Annotated in this window: 15 protein-coding genes; 8 read left to right on the forward strand and 7 right to left on the reverse strand. The window is 52.7% G+C overall.

Annotated elements, in window-relative coordinates; all coding sequences use genetic code 11:
• Positions 1-36 precede the first annotated feature (36 nt).
• The 3 genes from mnmG to asnC all read right to left on the reverse strand — a co-directional run bounded on the left by mnmG (position 37) and on the right by asnC (position 3,296).
• Positions 37-1,926 carry a tRNA uridine-5-carboxymethylaminomethyl(34) synthesis enzyme MnmG gene (mnmG, locus tag AC3G3F_RS22775; RefSeq protein ID WP_488395817.1) on the reverse strand — a complete coding sequence of 630 codons (1,890 nt, stop codon included), beginning with the start codon at positions 1,924-1,926 and terminating at the stop codon, positions 37-39.
• A gap of 378 nt (positions 1,927-2,304) precedes the next feature.
• The gene (gene mioC, locus AC3G3F_RS22780; RefSeq protein ID WP_023247183.1) at positions 2,305-2,748 is read right to left on the reverse strand and encodes an FMN-binding protein MioC; all 444 of its coding nucleotides are present in this window, start codon (positions 2,746-2,748) and stop codon (positions 2,305-2,307) included.
• Positions 2,749-2,837: 89 nt separating this feature from the next.
• Entirely contained in the window at positions 2,838-3,296 is a 459-nt protein-coding gene (gene asnC / locus AC3G3F_RS22785) for a transcriptional regulator AsnC (protein WP_000433017.1), read from the reverse strand.
• A 150-nt stretch (positions 3,297-3,446) separates the two neighbouring features.
• Between asnC and asnA the strand changes: the two genes are divergently transcribed.
• Positions 3,447-4,439, forward strand: a complete 993-nt coding sequence (gene asnA / locus AC3G3F_RS22790; RefSeq protein ID WP_063389940.1) for an aspartate--ammonia ligase — start codon at positions 3,447-3,449, stop codon at positions 4,437-4,439.
• 4 nt (positions 4,440-4,443) lie between these two features.
• Here asnA and viaA read toward each other — a convergent pair whose 3' ends face one another.
• A complete protein-coding gene (viaA, locus tag AC3G3F_RS22795; protein WP_023247180.1) occupies positions 4,444-5,895 on the reverse strand; it encodes an ATPase RavA stimulator ViaA in 1,452 nt (483 codons plus the stop codon).
• Positions 5,889-7,385 (reverse strand): ATPase RavA, encoded by a 1,497-nt coding sequence (gene ravA / locus AC3G3F_RS22800; protein ID WP_053529125.1) that lies wholly within the window; start codon positions 7,383-7,385, stop codon positions 5,889-5,891. The genes viaA and ravA overlap by 7 nt, the downstream gene beginning before the upstream one ends.
• Before the next feature lie 348 nt (positions 7,386-7,733).
• Between ravA and kup the strand changes: the two genes are divergently transcribed.
• The 7 genes from kup to rbsR all read left to right on the forward strand — a co-directional run bounded on the left by kup (position 7,734) and on the right by rbsR (position 15,699).
• Entirely contained in the window at positions 7,734-9,602 is a 1,869-nt protein-coding gene (gene kup / locus AC3G3F_RS22805) for a low affinity potassium transporter Kup (protein ID WP_000102340.1), read from the forward strand.
• A 215-nt stretch (positions 9,603-9,817) separates the two neighbouring features.
• Complete coding sequence (rbsD, locus tag AC3G3F_RS22810) at positions 9,818-10,237, forward strand: D-ribose pyranase (protein ID WP_053511065.1); 420 nt, start codon at positions 9,818-9,820, stop codon at positions 10,235-10,237.
• Between the two features lie 7 nt (positions 10,238-10,244).
• Positions 10,245-11,750 carry a ribose ABC transporter ATP-binding protein RbsA gene (rbsA, locus tag AC3G3F_RS22815; protein ID WP_001664794.1) on the forward strand — a complete coding sequence of 502 codons (1,506 nt, stop codon included), beginning with the start codon at positions 10,245-10,247 and terminating at the stop codon, positions 11,748-11,750.
• A gap of 5 nt (positions 11,751-11,755) precedes the next feature.
• Positions 11,756-12,721, forward strand: a complete 966-nt coding sequence (gene rbsC, locus AC3G3F_RS22820) for a ribose ABC transporter permease (RefSeq protein ID WP_023247177.1) — start codon at positions 11,756-11,758, stop codon at positions 12,719-12,721.
• Between the two features lie 24 nt (positions 12,722-12,745).
• Positions 12,746-13,636 (forward strand): ribose ABC transporter substrate-binding protein RbsB, encoded by an 891-nt coding sequence (rbsB, locus tag AC3G3F_RS22825; RefSeq protein WP_001056260.1) that lies wholly within the window; start codon positions 12,746-12,748, stop codon positions 13,634-13,636.
• A gap of 131 nt (positions 13,637-13,767) precedes the next feature.
• Complete coding sequence (rbsK, locus tag AC3G3F_RS22830; RefSeq protein ID WP_063389941.1) at positions 13,768-14,697, forward strand: ribokinase; 930 nt, start codon at positions 13,768-13,770, stop codon at positions 14,695-14,697.
• Between the two features lie 3 nt (positions 14,698-14,700).
• Positions 14,701-15,699 carry a ribose operon transcriptional repressor RbsR gene (gene rbsR, locus AC3G3F_RS22835; protein WP_000224487.1) on the forward strand — a complete coding sequence of 333 codons (999 nt, stop codon included), beginning with the start codon at positions 14,701-14,703 and terminating at the stop codon, positions 15,697-15,699.
• On the opposite strand, the gene mdtD is transcribed toward rbsR, so the two are convergent.
• Together mdtD and AC3G3F_RS22845 are read right to left on the reverse strand one after the other, a co-directional pair.
• Positions 15,665-17,092, reverse strand: a complete 1,428-nt coding sequence (gene mdtD, locus AC3G3F_RS22840; protein ID WP_023247175.1) for a multidrug transporter subunit MdtD — start codon at positions 17,090-17,092, stop codon at positions 15,665-15,667. The genes rbsR and mdtD overlap by 35 nt on opposite strands.
• A gap of 11 nt (positions 17,093-17,103) precedes the next feature.
• Entirely contained in the window at positions 17,104-17,808 is a 705-nt protein-coding gene (locus tag AC3G3F_RS22845; RefSeq protein WP_053511072.1) for a FadR/GntR family transcriptional regulator, read from the reverse strand.
• Positions 17,809-18,049: the final 241 nt, after the last annotated feature.

An 18,049-nucleotide genomic window follows, 5' to 3' on the forward strand; every position in this document is an offset into this window, starting at 1 on the left:
AGGACGGGAAAGCGCAGAGCCCCGTCAAAAAGGTTATTAAGCGCTGCGACGCAGCATACCTTGTTTTTTCAGCCATACCAGCAGAATGGAGATTGCCGCTGGCGTGACGCCGGAGATACGCGATGCCTGGCCGATAGACGCCGGTTTATGATCGTTCAGCTTGGCGATAACTTCGTTCGACAGACCGGAAACCTGACGATAATCCAGCGTGGCAGGCAACAACGTATTCTCGTTACGTAGTTGTTTTTCAATCTCATCCTGCTGGCGAGCGATATAGCCTTCGTATTTGACCTGGATTTCCACCTGCTCAGCGGCTTGCTCATCTTCAAGCGCAGGCGCGAATGCAGAAAGCGAAGTGAGCTGCGCGTAGGTCATTTCCGGACGACGCAACAGATCTTCGCCGCTGGCCTCACGGGAGAGAGGCGTGGTCAAATGCGCATTCACTTCATCAGCGGATTCCGCAGACGGCGTTACCCATGTCGATTTCAGCCGCTGACGTTCGCGTTCGATATTTTCCAGCTTCTCGTTGAATCGCGCCCAGCGTTCATCATCCACCAGACCCAGCTCGCGGCCCATTTCGGTCAGACGCAGATCGGCGTTGTCCTCACGCAGCATCAGGCGATATTCGGCGCGGGAGGTAAACATGCGATACGGCTCTTTGGTGCCCAGCGTACACAGATCGTCCACCAGCACGCCGAGATAAGCCTGAGAACGCGCAGGCGCCCAGCCCTCTTTGTCGGCGGAAAGACGCGCGGCATTCAGACCAGCGAGCAAGCCCTGCGCCGCAGCCTCTTCATAGCCGGTAGTACCGTTGATTTGACCAGCAAAGAACAGGCTGTGAATAAATTTACTTTCCAGTGTCGGTTTCAGATCGCGCGGGTCGAAGAAATCATACTCAATCGCGTAACCAGGGCGAACGATCTTCGCGTTCTCCATGCCCTGCATGGAACGGACAATCTGCATCTGCACGTCAAACGGCAGGCTGGTGGAGATACCGTTAGGGTAAATCTCGTTAGAGGTCAGTCCTTCCGGCTCAAGGAAGATCTGATGCTGGTTACGATCGGCAAAACGCATCACTTTGTCTTCGATCGACGGACAGTAGCGCGGGCCGATCCCTTCGATCACCCCGGCATACATTGGGCTACGATCGAGATTATTACGGATCACGTCATGGGTTTTCTCATTGGTATGCGTGATGTAACACGGCACCTGTTGCGGATGCTGAGAAGTATTCCCCATAAACGAGAAAACCGGCATCGGGTTATCGCCATGCTGTTGAGCCAACACGCTGAAATCGATAGTGCGCGCATCAATACGCGGCGGCGTACCGGTCTTCAGGCGGCTAACGCGTAGCGGGAGCTCACGCAGACGGTGAGACAGCGGGATAGACGGCGGATCGCCGGCACGGCCGCCGCTGTAGTTATCCAGCCCAATATGGATTTTTCCATCCAGGAACGTGCCCACCGTCAGTACAACGGCTTTGGCGCGGAATTTGAGGCCCATTTGGGTCACTGCGCCGACGACACGATCATTCTCGACAATCAGATCTTCAACGGCTTGCTGGAAGATCATCAGGTTCGGCTGGTTCTCCAGCGCGGTGCGTATCGCCTGACGATACAAGACTCGATCCGCCTGGGCGCGGGTGGCGCGAACGGCCGGGCCTTTGCTGGCGTTTAGTATCCTAAACTGGATACCAGCCCGATCGATCGCTTTCGCCATCAGACCGCCGAGCGCATCCACTTCTTTTACCAGATGTCCCTTCCCAATACCGCCAATCGCCGGGTTGCAGCTCATTTGTCCCAGCGTGTCGATATTGTGTGTCAAAAGCAGAGTCTGTTGACCCATACGCGCTGCGGCCATTGCGGCCTCAGTGCCTGCATGACCCCCGCCAATGATAATGACGTCAAAAGGATCCTGATAAAACATGGTAATTGCCTCGCATAACGCGGTGTGAAAATGGATTGAAGCCCGGGCGGTGGATTCTACTCAACTTTAGCTGATGGAGAAAGCCCCGGGATCCTGGCTATTAAAAAGAAGATCTTTTTATTTAGAGATCTGTTCTATTGTGATCTCTTATTAGGATCGCATCAGGCTGTGGATAACCCGGAACCTGTAATAAAGATCAATGGGTTGGAAAGGATCACTAGCTGTGAATGATCGGTGATCGTGGCCCGTATAAGCTGGGATCAAAACAGGCAGTTATACACAACTCAAAAAGTGAACAATGGTTATTCTTTGGATAACTACCGGTTGATCCAAGCTTTCCACCAGAGTTATCCACAGTTGATCGCACGATCTTTACACTTATTTGAGTAAATTAATCCAGGATCCGAGCCAAATCTCCGCTGGATCTTCCGGAATTTCGTGTTCAAGGATGTTGATCTTCAGTGTTTCTCCAACCTGTTTTGCGCCAGCGCCTTTCAGTTCCGTTTCTATTTTCTCAATCGCGCCGCAAAACGTGTCATATTCTCGGCTGCCAATACCAATTGCGCCAAAACGTACCGCGGAAAGATCGGGTTTTTGCGTTTGAAGGTCTTCATAGAAGGGGGTCAGGTTGTCCGGAATGTCTCCGGCGCCATGCGTTGAACTGACTATCAGCCAGATCCCGGAAGCTGACAGATCCTCTAATAGCGGACCGTGTACCGTTTCGGTTGAAAAACCGGCAGCTTCCAGCTTTTCCGCCAGATGTTCCGCGACGTATTCGGCGCCGCCCAGTGTGCTGCCGCTGATAAGAGTAATGTCTGCCATTGATCGCTCGCTCAGGTAAAGAGGCCGCATTGTACTCTGTGAACGAGTTGGGATCTACCTGTGGAAAATTGTGGGATTAAAAAAGCCGATCATGGCCTTATAGTGCGCATGATCGGGTTCTGCAAGACGATCAGTGTCTCAGTGGACTGAATTTCATCAATTGTTTGAATCTTGTTGATAAGTACGTGCTGGAGTGCGTCGATTGATTTACACATCACTTTTATAAAGATGCTGTAGTGACCGGTGGTGTAATACGCTTCCGTCACCTCATCCAGGCTTTCCAGCCGGGCCAGCGCGGAGGGATAGTCTTTGGCGCTTTTTAGAATGATGCCAATAAAGCAGCCCACATCGTAGCCCAATTGTTTAGGGCTGACGTCAATACGTGCGCCGGTAATAATCCCGGCCTGCTTCATTTTCTCTACGCGAACATGAATGGTTCCAGGGCTAACGCCAAATTGTTTGGCCAGTTCGGCGTAGGCGGTACGGGCATTTTCCATTAAGGCGTCAAGGATGCCGCGGTCCAGATTGTCGATCTGATAATTTTCCATCGCTTTTTCTTATGAAGATTAATGATTCTCTTTATTTTAGCTGTTATTTTTAACGAATCAAAATTGAAGTTGGCTTTTTGTTTGTTGATTATTGAATAGTGGCCTCGTTTTGTTGCTTAATCATAGGCAACAGGACGCAGGAGTAAAAAAATGAAAACCGCTTACATTGCCAAACAACGTCAAATTAGCTTCGTGAAATCACATTTCTCTCGCCAGTTGGAGGAGCGTCTGGGTCTGATTGAGGTCCAGGCGCCGATTCTGAGCCGCGTAGGGGATGGCACGCAGGATAATTTGTCCGGCTGTGAAAAAGCGGTGCAGGTAAAAGTGAAAGCATTGCCTGACGCCCAGTTCGAAGTGGTGCATTCACTGGCGAAGTGGAAACGTCAAACCCTGGGGCAACATGACTTCAGCGCGGGCGAAGGGCTGTACACGCACATGAAAGCCCTTCGCCCCGATGAAGACCGACTCTCTCCGCTCCACTCGGTCTATGTGGATCAGTGGGACTGGGAGCGTGTCATGGGCGACGGCGAGCGCCAATTTTCCACCCTGAAAAGCACAGTAGAGGCTATATGGGCAGGAATTAAGGCGACGGAAGCGGAAGTGCACAAACAGTTTGGTCTGGCACCGTTCCTGCCGGATCAGATCCACTTTGTTCACAGTCAGGATCTGTTGTCACGCTATCCTGATCTCGATGCCAAAGGTCGTGAACGTGCGATCGCGAAAGCGTTAGGCGCGGTATTTTTAGTTGGGATCGGCGGCACGCTTAGCGATGGTCAACGTCATGATGTTCGCGCGCCGGACTATGACGACTGGAGCTCTGCATCTGAGCTGGGTCACGCTGGTCTGAACGGCGATATCCTGGTGTGGAACCCGGTGCTGGAAGATGCGTTTGAGCTTTCCTCTATGGGTATTCGCGTAGATGCCGATACGCTGATGCGCCAGTTGGCGTTAACCGGTGATGAAGATCGCCTGCAACTGGAGTGGCATCAGGCGCTGCTGCGCGGCGAAATGCCGCAGACCATCGGCGGTGGGATTGGACAGTCGCGTCTGACGATGTTGTTGCTGCAATTACCGCATATTGGTCAGGTGCAGTGCGGCGTATGGCCCGCGCAGGTTCGCGAAAGCATTCCTGCCATTTTATAAGCCGTTAGCGCCGCCAGCGTCGCAACAGGCGGCTTCGCATCCCGGTGTCAAAGCGCCAGATATGATCAAAAATGCGCATGATGCCGGGTTTGCCGTGTGCCGACATCGCCACCGCGTGGAATCGGTGCTGGTGACGGCGCTGCAACTCTCCCACTTTGCTCACCACGTCATCCGGCAAGCGTTGGGCGATAAAATCTGAAATGACCACCGCATCGGCATCAAACCATTCCCGTCCCTGCATCCGTTCAATAATGACGCGAAAACAGCTAGCGATATCCGTGCCGCCGCGAAAACGTTGGCTTAAAAAGCGGATGGCCTGCTCGATACCTTCCGGGCCGGAGAGTTCATAACGCACAACGTCAGTGGAAAACAGCATAATAAAACAGCGGCGGTTATCCGCCAGCGCAACGCGCATCAACGCCAGGCAGAACGCTTTTGCGCACTGCTCGTTAAATCCTCCCATCGAGCCTGAAGTATCGACGCAGACAATAAACGGCCCGCGCGGCTGCTCGTCGACATCCTGGTGTACTACCGGCCGTTCGGTCACTTTCTCACGCCATGCTTCGCCATGCAGGCGATAGGTGAGGAGCTGTTTTTCCACCAACCGGCGGTAGAATTCATATTCCAGCTCGGTGATGCCGAGCGTCGCCAGCTCTGGCGGCAACAGGCGCAGGATATCATCGCCTTGCTGAATACCGTCAACCTGCTCCGGCACCGTAGCGGGCTCGCGTACCAGTGTACGAAAGCTTTCCATCGGCGCGTCTTTTTTCGGTACCGATTTGGCTTCCCGCGAACGTCCCAGTTGTTCCGCCAGTTGCTTTAGTTCCGGCTGGGCGGCGAGAAATTCGCCGTATTTTACGATCAGTTGATAATCACCGCGTTTAAGCTGGCCCGCGCTCATATCCCACAGGCGGCCTGCGGCATTATCATTTTCCGCCAGCGTCGGTTCCAGTTGCCCGCTCAGCGTCATCCGTTCCTGAACGTCACTCAGCAACTGCTCGCGCTCTTCTTCCAGTAGTTGCTGGTTTAACGTGGTGGTCTGCACGATCAGACTTAACCGCCAGCGTTGCAAAAAAAGCGTGTGTAGCGCAGGGGTAAAGGTACTGTTGCTCTCCGTCAACTGCTTCGCTTGTGCGGCATATGGTGAATGTAGACGATGAAGCAACGCCAGTATTTGCGGCAGTCGCACGATGAACTGTGGTGTAGAGAGAAGCTGGCTTTGCTGATAACACATAACCTCTTCCGTGAGTTCCGGCGGAACGCGTGCGTCTTTTAGCCGACTGCGTAGCGCCTCCCGCCAGCGCGGGAGATCGGCGGTCACGGCGTTTTTTAAACGCGGAAACTTTTCAAAGAAAATGACCAGTTGCGGAGAGGCCAGTAACGCGAGGATCATCTCTTCGACCATTCCCTCTTCGCTGACGGCCAGCATGACGTTTAGCGTATCCAGCGTCAGCATTGTTGCGCCTGGCGGATCTGTTCTCCTACATCTTGCAGGCTGGCTTCAATGCGCCCTAACCAGTCTCTGTGAATAAACAAGCAATGTTGCTGCTCGCTGAAGCGGGTATGCTGCTGGCGCCAGTCGTTTTCTAACGCTTCCAGGTGCTGTTTGATCTCCGCAGGCATACTGTCTTCAGCCGCTCCCGGCAACGCCAGACGGGTACCTTGTAGACTGATGTCGCGCACCACCAGATGTTGGGTGTTATCGACTTCCATATTCAGCGTTTGGGCAAAGCCGATTCCGTTCAGTTTGCCGCGGATCTCGCCGCCTTTGGTCAGCCAAATTTCCAACGCGCTGCGGTCAAATGTAATATGGATCACTTCCATATCATGCAGTTTTAACGGTTTTTGTAGCAGTAACGTCAGAGTTGAAGCGCTGGCCTCCGGCGGTAAAGTGTAATATGGGCGACGACTGAACATACCACCTTGTTTAATGACGGTGAATGCGGTTTTATCGCTTTGTTGTTGTTGCAACTGGAGGCGGCGCTGGACGATACCGCCGAGGCGAGTCAACATGGCCTGCTGCTGCCAGGCGTGTCCGGTCATCAATATTTCCAGTTGCTGTTGCATGAGATTCAGACTCTGCGCGTCATACCACAAGCAATCTTTTAGCAGGATAAGGTCAATCGGCGCAACCGCGTCGCGTCCGCTAAAGAAGGCGCTGGCCTGTAACAGGCGGATGGCTTTCTTCCAGCGACGGTCGGAGACATAAGGCGCATTCGGCAATTTATCCAACTGTTGGCGCAGAGTAAATATCAGCTCAAAGACCGGATCAGGGAGTGAAATCGCGCCGATATCTTTTTGCCACTGTTGATATTCTTCATCGCTAACCTGTAACGAGGCGGGAACCGGGTTATCGCTCTCATCCTGCTGACTAACCAGCATAGAGCGGAAATTGGCTTTATCCTGAACTTTATCCAGCCACAGGCGAATCAACATTCGGTCGTACAACGCTTCCAGGCTGCTGTCCGCTTCGGGCAGTTCGTTAGAGGCCGCCACCAGTAGCCGCATCGGGATTTTTTCCTCAAACGCGCCGTTGCGGAAATGGCGTTCGTTAATGGCGGTCAGCAATGTGTTAAGGATAGCGGGCCCTGCTTTCCAGATTTCATCAAGAAAAACGATTTCGGCTTCGGGAAGATAGCCGGTCGTTAAGCGTTCATAGCGACCTTCATCTTTCAGCGCCTGAATAGAGAGCGGGCCAAAAACCTCTTCCGGCGTGGAAAAGCGAGTCATCAGATATTCAAAAGCGCGGGCGCGCTGGAAAGCAAACTTCAGACGGCGGGCAATCAGACTCTTGGCGATACCGGGCGGGCCCAACAAAAAGACGCTCTCACCGCTTAGCGCTGCCAGTAGACAAAGGCGTATGGCGTGACTACGTTCATACAGCCCCTTCTCAAGGGCGCTGCTCAGACGGGAAATTCTTTCCGCTAATAAATGTGGGTGAGCCATAATAAAGAGGCGTCCTTTCGTCAAATGGATCATGCTAATTGCGAGTATAGACGTTTCACCACCGGGGCTGTAATCGTCTGATGCGCTGTTTATTTTTCTTTGAGCCAGGTTAATCTGGCTTCATTTAGGGGTACGATTTTATGATTAATCGTGCATACTGTGCGCTTTTTTGTGGGCCAAGGGACTAAGCACACATTTCATATCTATACACTCATTCATTCAAACTACATCAAGGCGGCAAAGGAGTGAATCCCCTGGCACTGACATTAAACGTGTGACTGGGATAAGCGAATGCAGCCGACAAGGAGGTAGCGTGGAGGGTGACGTGTATAAACGAAAGATGAGTCTATGAGCACTGATAATAAGCAATCGTTGCCTGCGATTACCCTCGCAGCTATTGGGGTTGTCTACGGTGATATTGGTACCAGCCCGCTTTATACGCTTCGTGAATGTTTGTCCGGTCAGTTTGGTTTTGGCGTTGAACGAGATGCCGTGTTTGGTTTTCTGTCGCTGATCTTCTGGCTACTCATCTTTGTGGTTTCCATCAAATATCTCACCTTCGTGATGCGCGCCGATAACGCGGGTGAAGGCGGGATTTTGACGCTGATGTCGCTTGCCGGACGTAATACCTCGGCGCGCACCACATCCATGTTAGTTATCATGGGACTGATAGGCGGCAGCTTTTTCTATGGCGAAGTGGTGATTACGCCGGCGATTTCGGTGATGTCGGCTATTGAAGGCCTGGAGATTGTCGCGCCGCAGCTGGATACCTGGATTGTCCCGCTCTCCATTATTGTGCTGACTCTGTTGTTTATGATTCAGAAGCACGGTACGGGAATGGTAGGGAAACTCTTCGCGCCGATCATGCTGACCTGGTTTTTAATCCTGGCGGTACTTGGCCTGCGCAGTATTATTGCCAATCCCGAAGTGTTACATGCGCTGAATCCTGTCTGGGCGGTACGTTTTTTCCTTGAATATAAAACCGTATCGTTTATTGCATTGGGCGCGGTGGTGCTGTCGATTACCGGCGTAGAGGCGTTGTACGCCGATATGGGACACTTCGGTAAGTTCCCGATTCGCCTGGCGTGGTTTACCGTGGTATTGCCGTCGTTAGTGCTGAACTACTTTGGTCAGGGCGCATTGCTATTAAAGCATCCGGAAGCGATTAAAAACCCCTTCTTCCTGCTGGCGCCGGACTGGGCGTTAATTCCTCTGCTGATTCTGGCCGCGCTGGCGACGGTTATCGCCTCCCAGGCGGTAATTTCCGGCGTCTTTTCGCTGACGCGTCAGGCCGTGCGTCTTGGCTATTTGTCGCCGATGCGTATTATTCATACCTCCGAGATGGAGTCCGGTCAGATCTATATCCCTTTCGTTAACTGGTTGCTTTATTTTGCGGTCGTGGTTGTTATTGTTAGCTTTGAGCACTCCAGCAACCTGGCGGCGGCCTATGGTATCGCCGTGACTGGTACGATGGTGCTGACGTCTATTCTTTCTACGACCGTGGCGCGTAAGAACTGGCACTGGAACAAATACTTTGTCGCGCTGATCCTCGTGGCGTTCCTGTGCGTGGATATCCCGCTGTTCTCGGCTAACCTCGACAAATTGTTGTCCGGTGGTTGGCTACCGCTGAGCCTGGGCCTGATCATGTTCACAATCATGACCACCTGGAAGAGCGAGCGTTTCCGTCTGTTGCGTCGTATGCATGAACACGGTAATTCGCTGGAAGCGATGATTGCTTCACTGGAGAAGTCACCGCCGGTTCGGGTGCCGGGTACTGCCGTATACATGTCGCGCGCGCTCAATGTGATCCCTTTTGCTTTACTGCATAACCTGAAGCACAACAAAGTGTTGCATGAGCGCGTAATCTTACTGACGTTGCGTACGGAAGATGCGCCTTATGTGCATAACGTTCGCCGGGTGCAGATTGAGCAGTTGTCTCCGACATTCTGGCGCGTGGTGGCGAGCTACGGCTGGCGCGAAACGCCAAACGTAGAAGAGGTGTTCCACCGCTGCGGTCTGGAAGGACTTAGCTGCCGGATGATGGAAACGTCATTCTTTATGTCGCACGAGTCGTTGATTGTCGGCAAACGCCCGTGGTATTTGCGTTTGCGCGGTAAACTGTATTTATTGTTGCAACGCAACGCCCTGCGTGCGCCGGATCAGTTCGAGATCCCGCCTAACCGCGTGATTGAGTTAGGAACGCAGGTCGAGATTTAATCCCTTATCAACATGCCGGGGCCGCGTTGGCTTACCCGGCCTGGCCCATCCGTAGGCTCTCGCAAGATAATCGCCATTGGGTGATTATCTTCACGTCATACCCGGTAGCGAAACGTTTCGACGGCGATCACAATTCTGTTACGTCATGATGGTTTAATGAACACTTCCGGGTTTACACTGCGGCCAGCGAAACGTTTCGCTAGTGGAGCAGAAAAATGAAGAAAGGCACCGTACTCAACTCTGAAATCTCGTCGGTCATTTCCCGTCTGGGGCATACTGATACTCTGGTGGTCTGTGATGCGGGTTTACCCATCCCGAATAGCGCCGCGCGTATCGATATGGCACTCACCCAGGGCGTACCTTCTTTTATGCAGGTGGTGAATGTCGTGACCCAGGAAATGCAGGTTGAGGCGGCGATTCTTGCAACGGAAATCAAACAACAGAATCCGCAGCTCCACGAAACGTTGCTCACTCACCTTGAGCAACTGCAACAACACCAGGGAAACACCATAAAAATTAGTTATACGACACACGAACAATTCAAAAAATTGACTGCAGACAGTCAGGCGGTGATTCGCAGCGGGGAATGTTCCCCGTATGCGAACGTTATTCTTTGCGCTGGCGTCACTTTCTGAGGCCGCTATGGACGCATTACTGCAACTCAAGGGGATCGATAAAGCGTTCCCCGGCGTGAAGGCTCTCTCTGGCGCCGCGTTAAACGTTTATCCTGGCCGCGTTATGGCGCTGGTGGGGGAAAATGGCGCCGGAAAATCCACCATGATGAAAGTATTAACCGGCATCTATACGCGAGATGCGGGATCGTTGTTATGGCTGGGTAAAGAGACCACCTTTAATGGGCCTAAATCGTCTCAGGAAGCCGGGATCGGCATTATTCATCAGGAACTGAATCTGATCCCGCAGTTGACCATTGCGGAAAACATCTTCCTGGGCCGTGAGTTTGTAAATCGCTTTGGCAAAATCGACTGGAAAAAGATGTATGCCGAAGCCGACCAACTCTTAGCCAAACTCAATCTGCGCTTTAAGAGCGATAAGCTGGTGGGCGAACTCTCTATCGGCGATCAGCAAATGGTGGAAATCGCCAAAGTGCTGAGCTTCGAATCCAAAGTCATCATTATGGATGAACCGACCGATGCGCTGACTGACACTGAAACCGAATCTCTGTTCCGCGTGATCCGCGAATTAAAATCGCAGGGGCGCGGTATTGTCTATATATCTCACCGTATGAAAGAGATTTTCGAAATTTGCGATGACGTGACGGTCTTCCGTGATGGGCAGTTTATCGCCGAGCGTGAAGTGGCCACGTTGACCGAAGATTCTCTTATCGAAATGATGGTGGGACGTAAGCTGGAAGATCAGTACCCGCATCTGGATAACGCGCCGGGTGAGATTCGCCTGAAGGTTGATAACCTGTGCGGGCCGGGCGTGAATGATGTCTCCTTTGTGCTGCGAAAAGGCGAGATTCTTGGTATTTCCGGCCTGATGGGAGCCGGGCGCACCGAGTTGATGAAAGTATTGTACGGCGCGATGCCGCGTACCAGCGGTTACGTGACGCTCGATGGACACGAAGTGGTGACGCATTCTCCGCAGGACGGGCTGGCCAATGGCATCGTTTATATCTCTGAAGACCGTAAGCGCGATGGGCTGGTACTGGGCATGTCAGTTAAAGAGAATATGTCGCTGACTGCGCTGGGTTATTTCAGCCGCGCTGGCGGAAGCCTGAAGCACAAAGACGAGCAGCAGGCGGTGGGGGATTTTATCCGTCTGTTCAACGTCAAAACGCCGTCAATGGAACAGGCGATAGGCCTGCTTTCCGGCGGTAATCAGCAAAAGGTGGCGATTGCCCGCGGGTTGATGACGCGCCCGAAAGTACTCATTCTCGACGAGCCGACCCGCGGCGTGGACGTCGGCGCGAAGAAAGAGATTTACCAGCTTATCAACCAGTTTAAGGCCGACGGCCTGAGCATCATTCTGGTCTCATCTGAGATGCCAGAAGTATTAGGCATGAGCGATCGCATCATCGTCATGCATGAAGGGCATCTCAGCGGTGAATTTACTCGCGAGCAGGCCACCCAGGAAGTGTTAATGGCTGCCGCAGTGGGCAAGCTTAATCGCGTGAATCAGGAGTAAAAAAGATGACAACTCAGGCTGTTTCTGGTCGCCGTTATTTCACTAAAGCATGGTTGATGGAGCAGAAATCGCTCATTGCCCTGTTGGTGCTGATTGCGATTGTTTCGACGTTGAGCCCCAACTTTTTTACCGTTAATAATCTGTTCAACATTCTTCAACAGACCTCCGTTAACGCCATTATGGCGGTGGGGATGACGTTGGTGATTCTGACATCAGGGATCGATCTGTCCGTCGGTTCCCTGCTGGCGCTCACCGGCGCGGTTGCCGCTTCAATCGTCGGCGTTGAAGTGAATGCGCTGGTGGCGGTTGCCGCCGCGCTGGCGCTGGGCGCTGCGATTGGTGCCGTCACTGGCGTTATCGTCGCGAAAGGCCGCGTACAGGCATTTATCGCTACGCTGGTGATGATGCTGCTACTGCGCGGCGTGACAATGGTTTACACCAATGGTAGTCCGGTCAACACCGGCTTTACCGATAACGCCGATCTGTTTGGCTGGTTCGGTATCGGCCGTCCGCTGGGCGTTCCTACGCCGGTCTGGATCATGGCTATCGTCTTTATCGCCGCCTGGTATATGCTGCATCACACCCGTCTGGGACGCTATATCTACGCGCTGGGCGGTAACGAAGCGGCGACGCGGCTGTCTGGCATTAGCGTGAGCAAAGTGAAAATTATCGTCTATTCACTTTGCGGCCTGACAGCGTCGCTGGCGGGCATCATTGAAGTGGCGCGCCTCTCTTCCGCGCAGCCGACGGCGGGTACCGGCTATGAGCTGGATGCTATTGCCGCCGTGGTGCTGGGCGGCACCAGCCTTGCAGGCGGTAAAGGACGCATTGTTGGGACATTGATCGGCGCATTGATTCTCGGTTTCCTTAATAATGGTTTGAATTTGTTAGGTGTTTCCTCCTATTACCAGATGATCGTCAAAGCGGTGGTGATTTTGCTGGCGGTGCTGGTAGACAACAAAAAGCAGTAACAACGACTACAGGACATCTTAAATATGAACATGAAAAAACTGGCTACCCTGGTATCTGCTGTTGCGCTGAGCGCCACCGTGAGCGCGAATGCAATGGCGAAAGACACCATTGCGCTGGTGATCTCTACCCTCAATAATCCCTTCTTCGTTTCGTTAAAAGACGGGGCGCAAAAAGAGGCAGATAAACTGGGTTATAACCTGGTGGTGCTGGACTCCCAGAACAATCCTGCCAAAGAGCTGGCGAACGTGCAGGATTTAACCGTCCGCGGGACCAAAATCCTGCTGATCAACCCGACTGACTCCGATGCGGTGGGTAACGCGGTGAAGATGGCGAATCAGGCGAAGATTCCGGTTATCACGCTTGACCGCCAGGCAACCAAAGGCGATGTCGTCAGCCATATCGCGTCTGATAACGTGCTGGGCGGCAAGATCGCTGGCGACTATATCGCTAAAAAAGCTGGTGAAGGCGCAAAAGTGATTGAGTTGCAAGGCATTGCCGGAACATCCGCAGCGCGTGAGCGTGGCGAAGGTTTCCAGCAAGCGGTAGCCGCACACAAATTTAATGTCCTGGCCAGCCAGCCAGCCGATTTCGACCGTACTAAAGGTCTGAACGTCATGCAGAACCTGCTGACCGCGCATCCGGATGTTCAGGCTGTCTTCGCCCAGAACGACGAAATGGCGCTGGGCGCATTGCGCGCACTGCAAACTGCCGGTAAAGCAGATGTGATGGTGGTTGGATTTGACGGTACGCCGGATGGCGAAAAGGCTGTAAAAGATGGCAAACTGGCAGCGACTATCGCTCAGTTACCGGATCAAATCGGCGCCAAAGGCGTTGAAGTGGCGGATAAGGTGCTGAAAGGCGAAAAAGTTCAGGCCAAATATCCGGTTGACCTGAAACTGGTCATCAAGCAGTAATAAACGACACGGGTCAACTATGGCCTGATGGCGACATAAATACGCGAGCCTCCGCTGAGGTGAACGTAAAAAAGAAAAGCAGGGCACGCGCCACCCTAACCGGTGGCGCACTTTGACTTGGAACCCCGAATATGAAAACCGCAGGTAATCTCATCGTCCTTGGCAGTATTAATGCCGATCATATCCTTAATCTTGAGTCCTTCCCTACCCCGGGTGAAACGGTAACCGGTAGCCATTATCAGGTCGCGTTTGGCGGGAAAGGCGCGAATCAGGCGGTTGCTGCGGGACGTAGCGGGGCAAATATTGCGTTTATCGCCTGCACGGGCGATGACGATATTGGCGACAGTATTCGTAAACAATTAGTCCGCGATCGTATTGATATTGAGCCAGTTAGCGTCATTAAAGGCGAGTCTACCGGGGTGGCGCTGATTTTCGTTAATGGCGAAGGCGAGAACGTCATCGGTATTCATGCCGGGGCGAATGCCGCGTTATCGCCGGCGTTGGTTGATGCGCAACGTGAACGTATCGCGCAGGCGGATGCGTTACTGATGCAACTGGAATCGCCGCTGGAAAGCGTACTGGCGGCGGCGAAAATCGCCCATCAACATCATACTACTGTTGCGCTTAACCCGGCGCCTGCCCGTGAGTTACCGGATGAACTGCTGGCGCTGGTGGATATCATCACGCCAAATGAAACGGAAGCTGAAAAGCTGACGGGCGTGCGTGTGGATAATGACGACGATGCCGCGAAAGCTGCGCAGGTTTTGCATGATAAAGGCATTCGAACCGTATTAATTACCTTAGGAAGTCGTGGCGTCTGGGCCAGCGTAAACGGCGAGGGCCGCCGCGTTCCTGGATTTAGCGTTGAGGCTGTCGATACCATTGCCGCCGGAGATACGTTTAACGGCGCCTTTATCACCGCAATACTGGAGGAGACGCCGCTGCCGGAAGCGATTCGCTTTGCTCATGCCGCCGCGGCGATTGCCGTCACGCGTAAAGGCGCGCAACCTTCCGTTCCGTGGCGCGAAGAGATAGAAGCGTTTTTACATCAGCAGGGGTAACGCTTGGCTACTATGAAAGATGTTGCCCGCCTGGCGGGAGTCTCTACATCGACAGTCTCTCACGTTATTAACAAAGATCGCTTTGTGAGTGAGACGATTACCGAAAAAGTTGAAGCGGCGATTAAATCGCTTAACTATGCGCCTTCCGCGCTGGCGCGAAGCCTCAAATTAAACCAGACCCGCACGATTGGAATGCTGATTACCGCCAGTACCAACCCTTTTTATTCCGAACTGGTGCGCGGCGTTGAGCGAAGCTGTTTTGAGCGCGGCTATAGTCTGGTGCTGTGCAATACCGAAGGCGACGAGCAACGGATGAACCGCAACCTGGAGACGCTGATGCAAAAACGGGTAGACGGTTTACTGCTGCTTTGTACCGAAACGCATCAGCCTTCTCGTGAAATCATGGAACGTTATCCGTCTATTCCTACCGTCATGATGGACTGGTCGCCGTTTGATGGTGAGGGCGATAGCGATCTTATTCAGGATAATTCGTTGTTAGGCGGCGATCTTGCGACGCAACACCTTATCGATAAAGGATTTACCCGAATTGCCTGTATTACCGGCCCGCTGGACAAAACGCCTGCGCGTTTGCGGCTGGAAGGGTATCGGGCGGCGATGAAACGAGCAGGGCTGGCTATTCCGCAAGGCTATGAGATCACTGGCGATTTTGAATTTGGCGGCGGCTTTGACGCCATGCAAGCGTTACTTGCCCATCAACAGCGACCACAAGCGGTTTTTACTGGAAACGATGCGATGGCTGTCGGCGCCTATCAGGCGCTATATCAGGCGGGGCTTCGTATCCCGCAGGATATGGCAGTAATTGGATATGATGATATTGAGCTGGCGCGCTATATGACGCCGCCGCTGACGACTATCCATCAGCCGAAAGATGAATTGGGCGAGCTGGCTATTGATGTGTTGATTCATCGGATGGCGCAGCCCGCCTTGCAACAACAGCGACTTCAGCTTACTCCGGTTTTGACGGTGCGTGGGTCGGTTTAGATTTATGCCGTTCTTTAATCAGATTGTTGCCGTCTTTGGCTCTTAGCAGCATGAACATCAGCGCGGACACGATAGTGATCGCTCCCATTGTGATAAAGGTATAGTGGAACTGTTCTACGGTACTGGTGCCCGCAAAACCTTCATAGATACGTAATACCGCCGCGCTGATCGCCACGCCTAAGCTGATAGACAATTGCTGCGTGACGGCCAGCACGCTGTTGCCGCTGCTGGCATTATCGTCCGTCAGATCCGCAAGAGTAATCGTATTCATTGCCGTAAATTGAGTGGACATCGCCATTCCAAGAATGAATAGCGGCAGTACTAGCATCCAGATCGGCATGGCGGGAGATTGAAATGAAAACTGGGCAATCATCAGGCCGATAAATACCGTAATGCCGACCAGCGTCTTCCTGTATCCCAAACGTCGTAAAACCTGCGTTACGGTCGATTTCGCGATAATAGAACCCAAGGCTGTCGGCGCCATCATGCAGCCGGCAATCAGTGCCGGGTAGCCAAAACCAACCTGTAGCATTAACGGCATCAAAAAAGGTACGCAGCCTGTGCCCAGACGCGTAGCGAGGTTGCCGGCAATACCGACGGAAAATGTGCGTGTCTTAAACAGCGATAGTGATATTAACGGTGTCGGATGACGGCGGGCGTGGCGGATATAGGCCAATAGCAGAACGATACTGCAAAAAATAATGGCGGATGCGATCCATGTCGCCACAATTTTCTCGCCAAACAGTTCCATTCCGCTGGAAAACAATACCAGACTTAAACCAAAGAGAAAGAAGCCGGTCATGTCAAACTTGCGACGCGGCGTGGTGAAGTTGGGCATATATTTGCGAGCATACAGAATGCCTATAACGCCAATGGGAATATTAATCAGGAAGATCCAGTGCCAGCTTGCCCAGGTCACCAGCACGCCGCCTAATACCGGCCCCAGAATAGGACCTACCAGCCCCGGCATAGTGACAAAGTTAAGGACGGGCAGTAACTCACTACGCGGATAGGCCCGCAATAACGCCAGTCGTGCCACCGGCATCATCATCGCTCCGCCGACGCCTTGTACGACGCGAAAAATAACCAATTCAGATAGTGAACTGGAGAGCGCACAGGCCAGCGAGCCTAACGTAAACAGACTTACGGCAATCATAAAGACGCGACGCGTACCGAAGCGATCGGCCAGCCAGCCGCTTACCGGAATTAACATGGCTACTGTCAGGGTATAACTGATAATAGCGGACTGCATAGCGAGTGGTGAACGGTTAAGGCTATGCGCAATAGCCGGTAAAGCGGTATTCAAAATGGTGGCGTCTAGCGCCTGCATAAAGAAAGCCATTGCCGCTATCCACGGCAGGCCAGCCATACTGCGCGCTTTTTTGCTGGTCATTCAATATCCTGTTAATTATCTGGTCTCTCGTTGGGCGCTATCAACAACGCCTGGCAGGACTGGAAAGCGCGTTCGCCGTTGCCATCCGCGATGGCATCAACAATGGCCTGGTGCAAATCCAGCTTTACCACCTCGTTATAGGTGATTGAGGTAAAGTAAGTGCGGTAAACCGAATGAAATAGCGTAGCAAAAGAGATCAAAAAGGGATTGGCGCTCATTTCGTAGATATGCCCGTGCCACGTCATATCTACTTCAATCCAGCGTTCACGCTTAAAATGCTTTTTCAGCGCAACCATCTCTTCCATTAAGGTATTCAGCCGCGCTTTCTGCTCAGGTGTGCCGATAATCGCCGCCAGTCGGCAGGCTTGCGGTTCCAGACTGATTCGCATTACCAGGAAATGGTCCACTACCTGATGGAAGTTTTCTTCCGTCATCCACCAGGTTAGCAACTCTTGATCCAGAAAGTTCCAGTTTCCCTGCGGCATCACCCGCGTTCCAATGCGCGGACGGGGTAGCACCATACCTTTAGCCGTCAACGTTTTCACCGCTTCGCGAACTGCCGTTCGACTTACGCCGTATTGCTCGCCCAGTTCTATTTCGCCGGGAAGAATCGTACCAGGGGCGTAGTCACCCTTTAATATCCGCTGCGCCAGCTTTTCAGCCAGAACATAGGATAGATTTTTCTGTGCGGCTAATTGTTGTGCGCTTAAAGGCATGAATGTTCTTCCTTTCTCTTTCGTTTGGTTATTAGTATGCCACCAGGAAGTGTGATTGCGGTTGCAATAACGGCAATTTGCTTATTTTATGGCACGTTAAGCTTGCTGTTGGTGAAAAAAGAAACACTCAGAAAATTATTTTAAATTTCCTCTTGTCAGGCAGAAATAACTCCCTATAATGCGCCACCACTGACACGGAACAACGGCACACAGGCCGCCGGGTCAGCGGGGTTCAGACCAG

Source organism: Salmonella sp. FC25216, from assembly GCF_057751355.1.

Bases quoted from the DNA above. Each gene is read 5' to 3' on its own strand.
- mnmG (WP_488395817.1), bottom strand. From the start codon at position 1,926: ATGTTTTATCAGGATCCTTTTGACGTCATTATCATTGGCGGGGGTCAT.
- mioC (WP_023247183.1), bottom strand. From the start codon at position 2,748: ATGGCAGACATTACTCTTATCAGCGGCAGCACACTGGGCGGCGCCGAA.
- asnC (WP_000433017.1), bottom strand. From the start codon at position 3,296: ATGGAAAATTATCAGATCGACAATCTGGACCGCGGCATCCTTGACGCC.
- asnA (WP_063389940.1), top strand. From the start codon at position 3,447: ATGAAAACCGCTTACATTGCCAAACAACGTCAAATTAGCTTCGTGAAA.
- viaA (WP_023247180.1), bottom strand. From the start codon at position 5,895: ATGCTGACGCTGGATACGCTAAACGTCATGCTGGCCGTCAGCGAAGAG.
- ravA (WP_053529125.1), bottom strand. From the start codon at position 7,385: ATGGCTCACCCACATTTATTAGCGGAAAGAATTTCCCGTCTGAGCAGC.
- kup (WP_000102340.1), top strand. From the start codon at position 7,734: ATGAGCACTGATAATAAGCAATCGTTGCCTGCGATTACCCTCGCAGCT.
- rbsD (WP_053511065.1), top strand. From the start codon at position 9,818: ATGAAGAAAGGCACCGTACTCAACTCTGAAATCTCGTCGGTCATTTCC.
- rbsA (WP_001664794.1), top strand. From the start codon at position 10,245: ATGGACGCATTACTGCAACTCAAGGGGATCGATAAAGCGTTCCCCGGC.
- rbsC (WP_023247177.1), top strand. From the start codon at position 11,756: ATGACAACTCAGGCTGTTTCTGGTCGCCGTTATTTCACTAAAGCATGG.
- rbsB (WP_001056260.1), top strand. From the start codon at position 12,746: ATGAACATGAAAAAACTGGCTACCCTGGTATCTGCTGTTGCGCTGAGC.
- rbsK (WP_063389941.1), top strand. From the start codon at position 13,768: ATGAAAACCGCAGGTAATCTCATCGTCCTTGGCAGTATTAATGCCGAT.
- mdtD (WP_023247175.1), bottom strand. From the start codon at position 17,092: ATGACCAGCAAAAAAGCGCGCAGTATGGCTGGCCTGCCGTGGATAGCG.
- AC3G3F_RS22845 (WP_053511072.1), bottom strand. From the start codon at position 17,808: ATGCCTTTAAGCGCACAACAATTAGCCGCACAGAAAAATCTATCCTAT.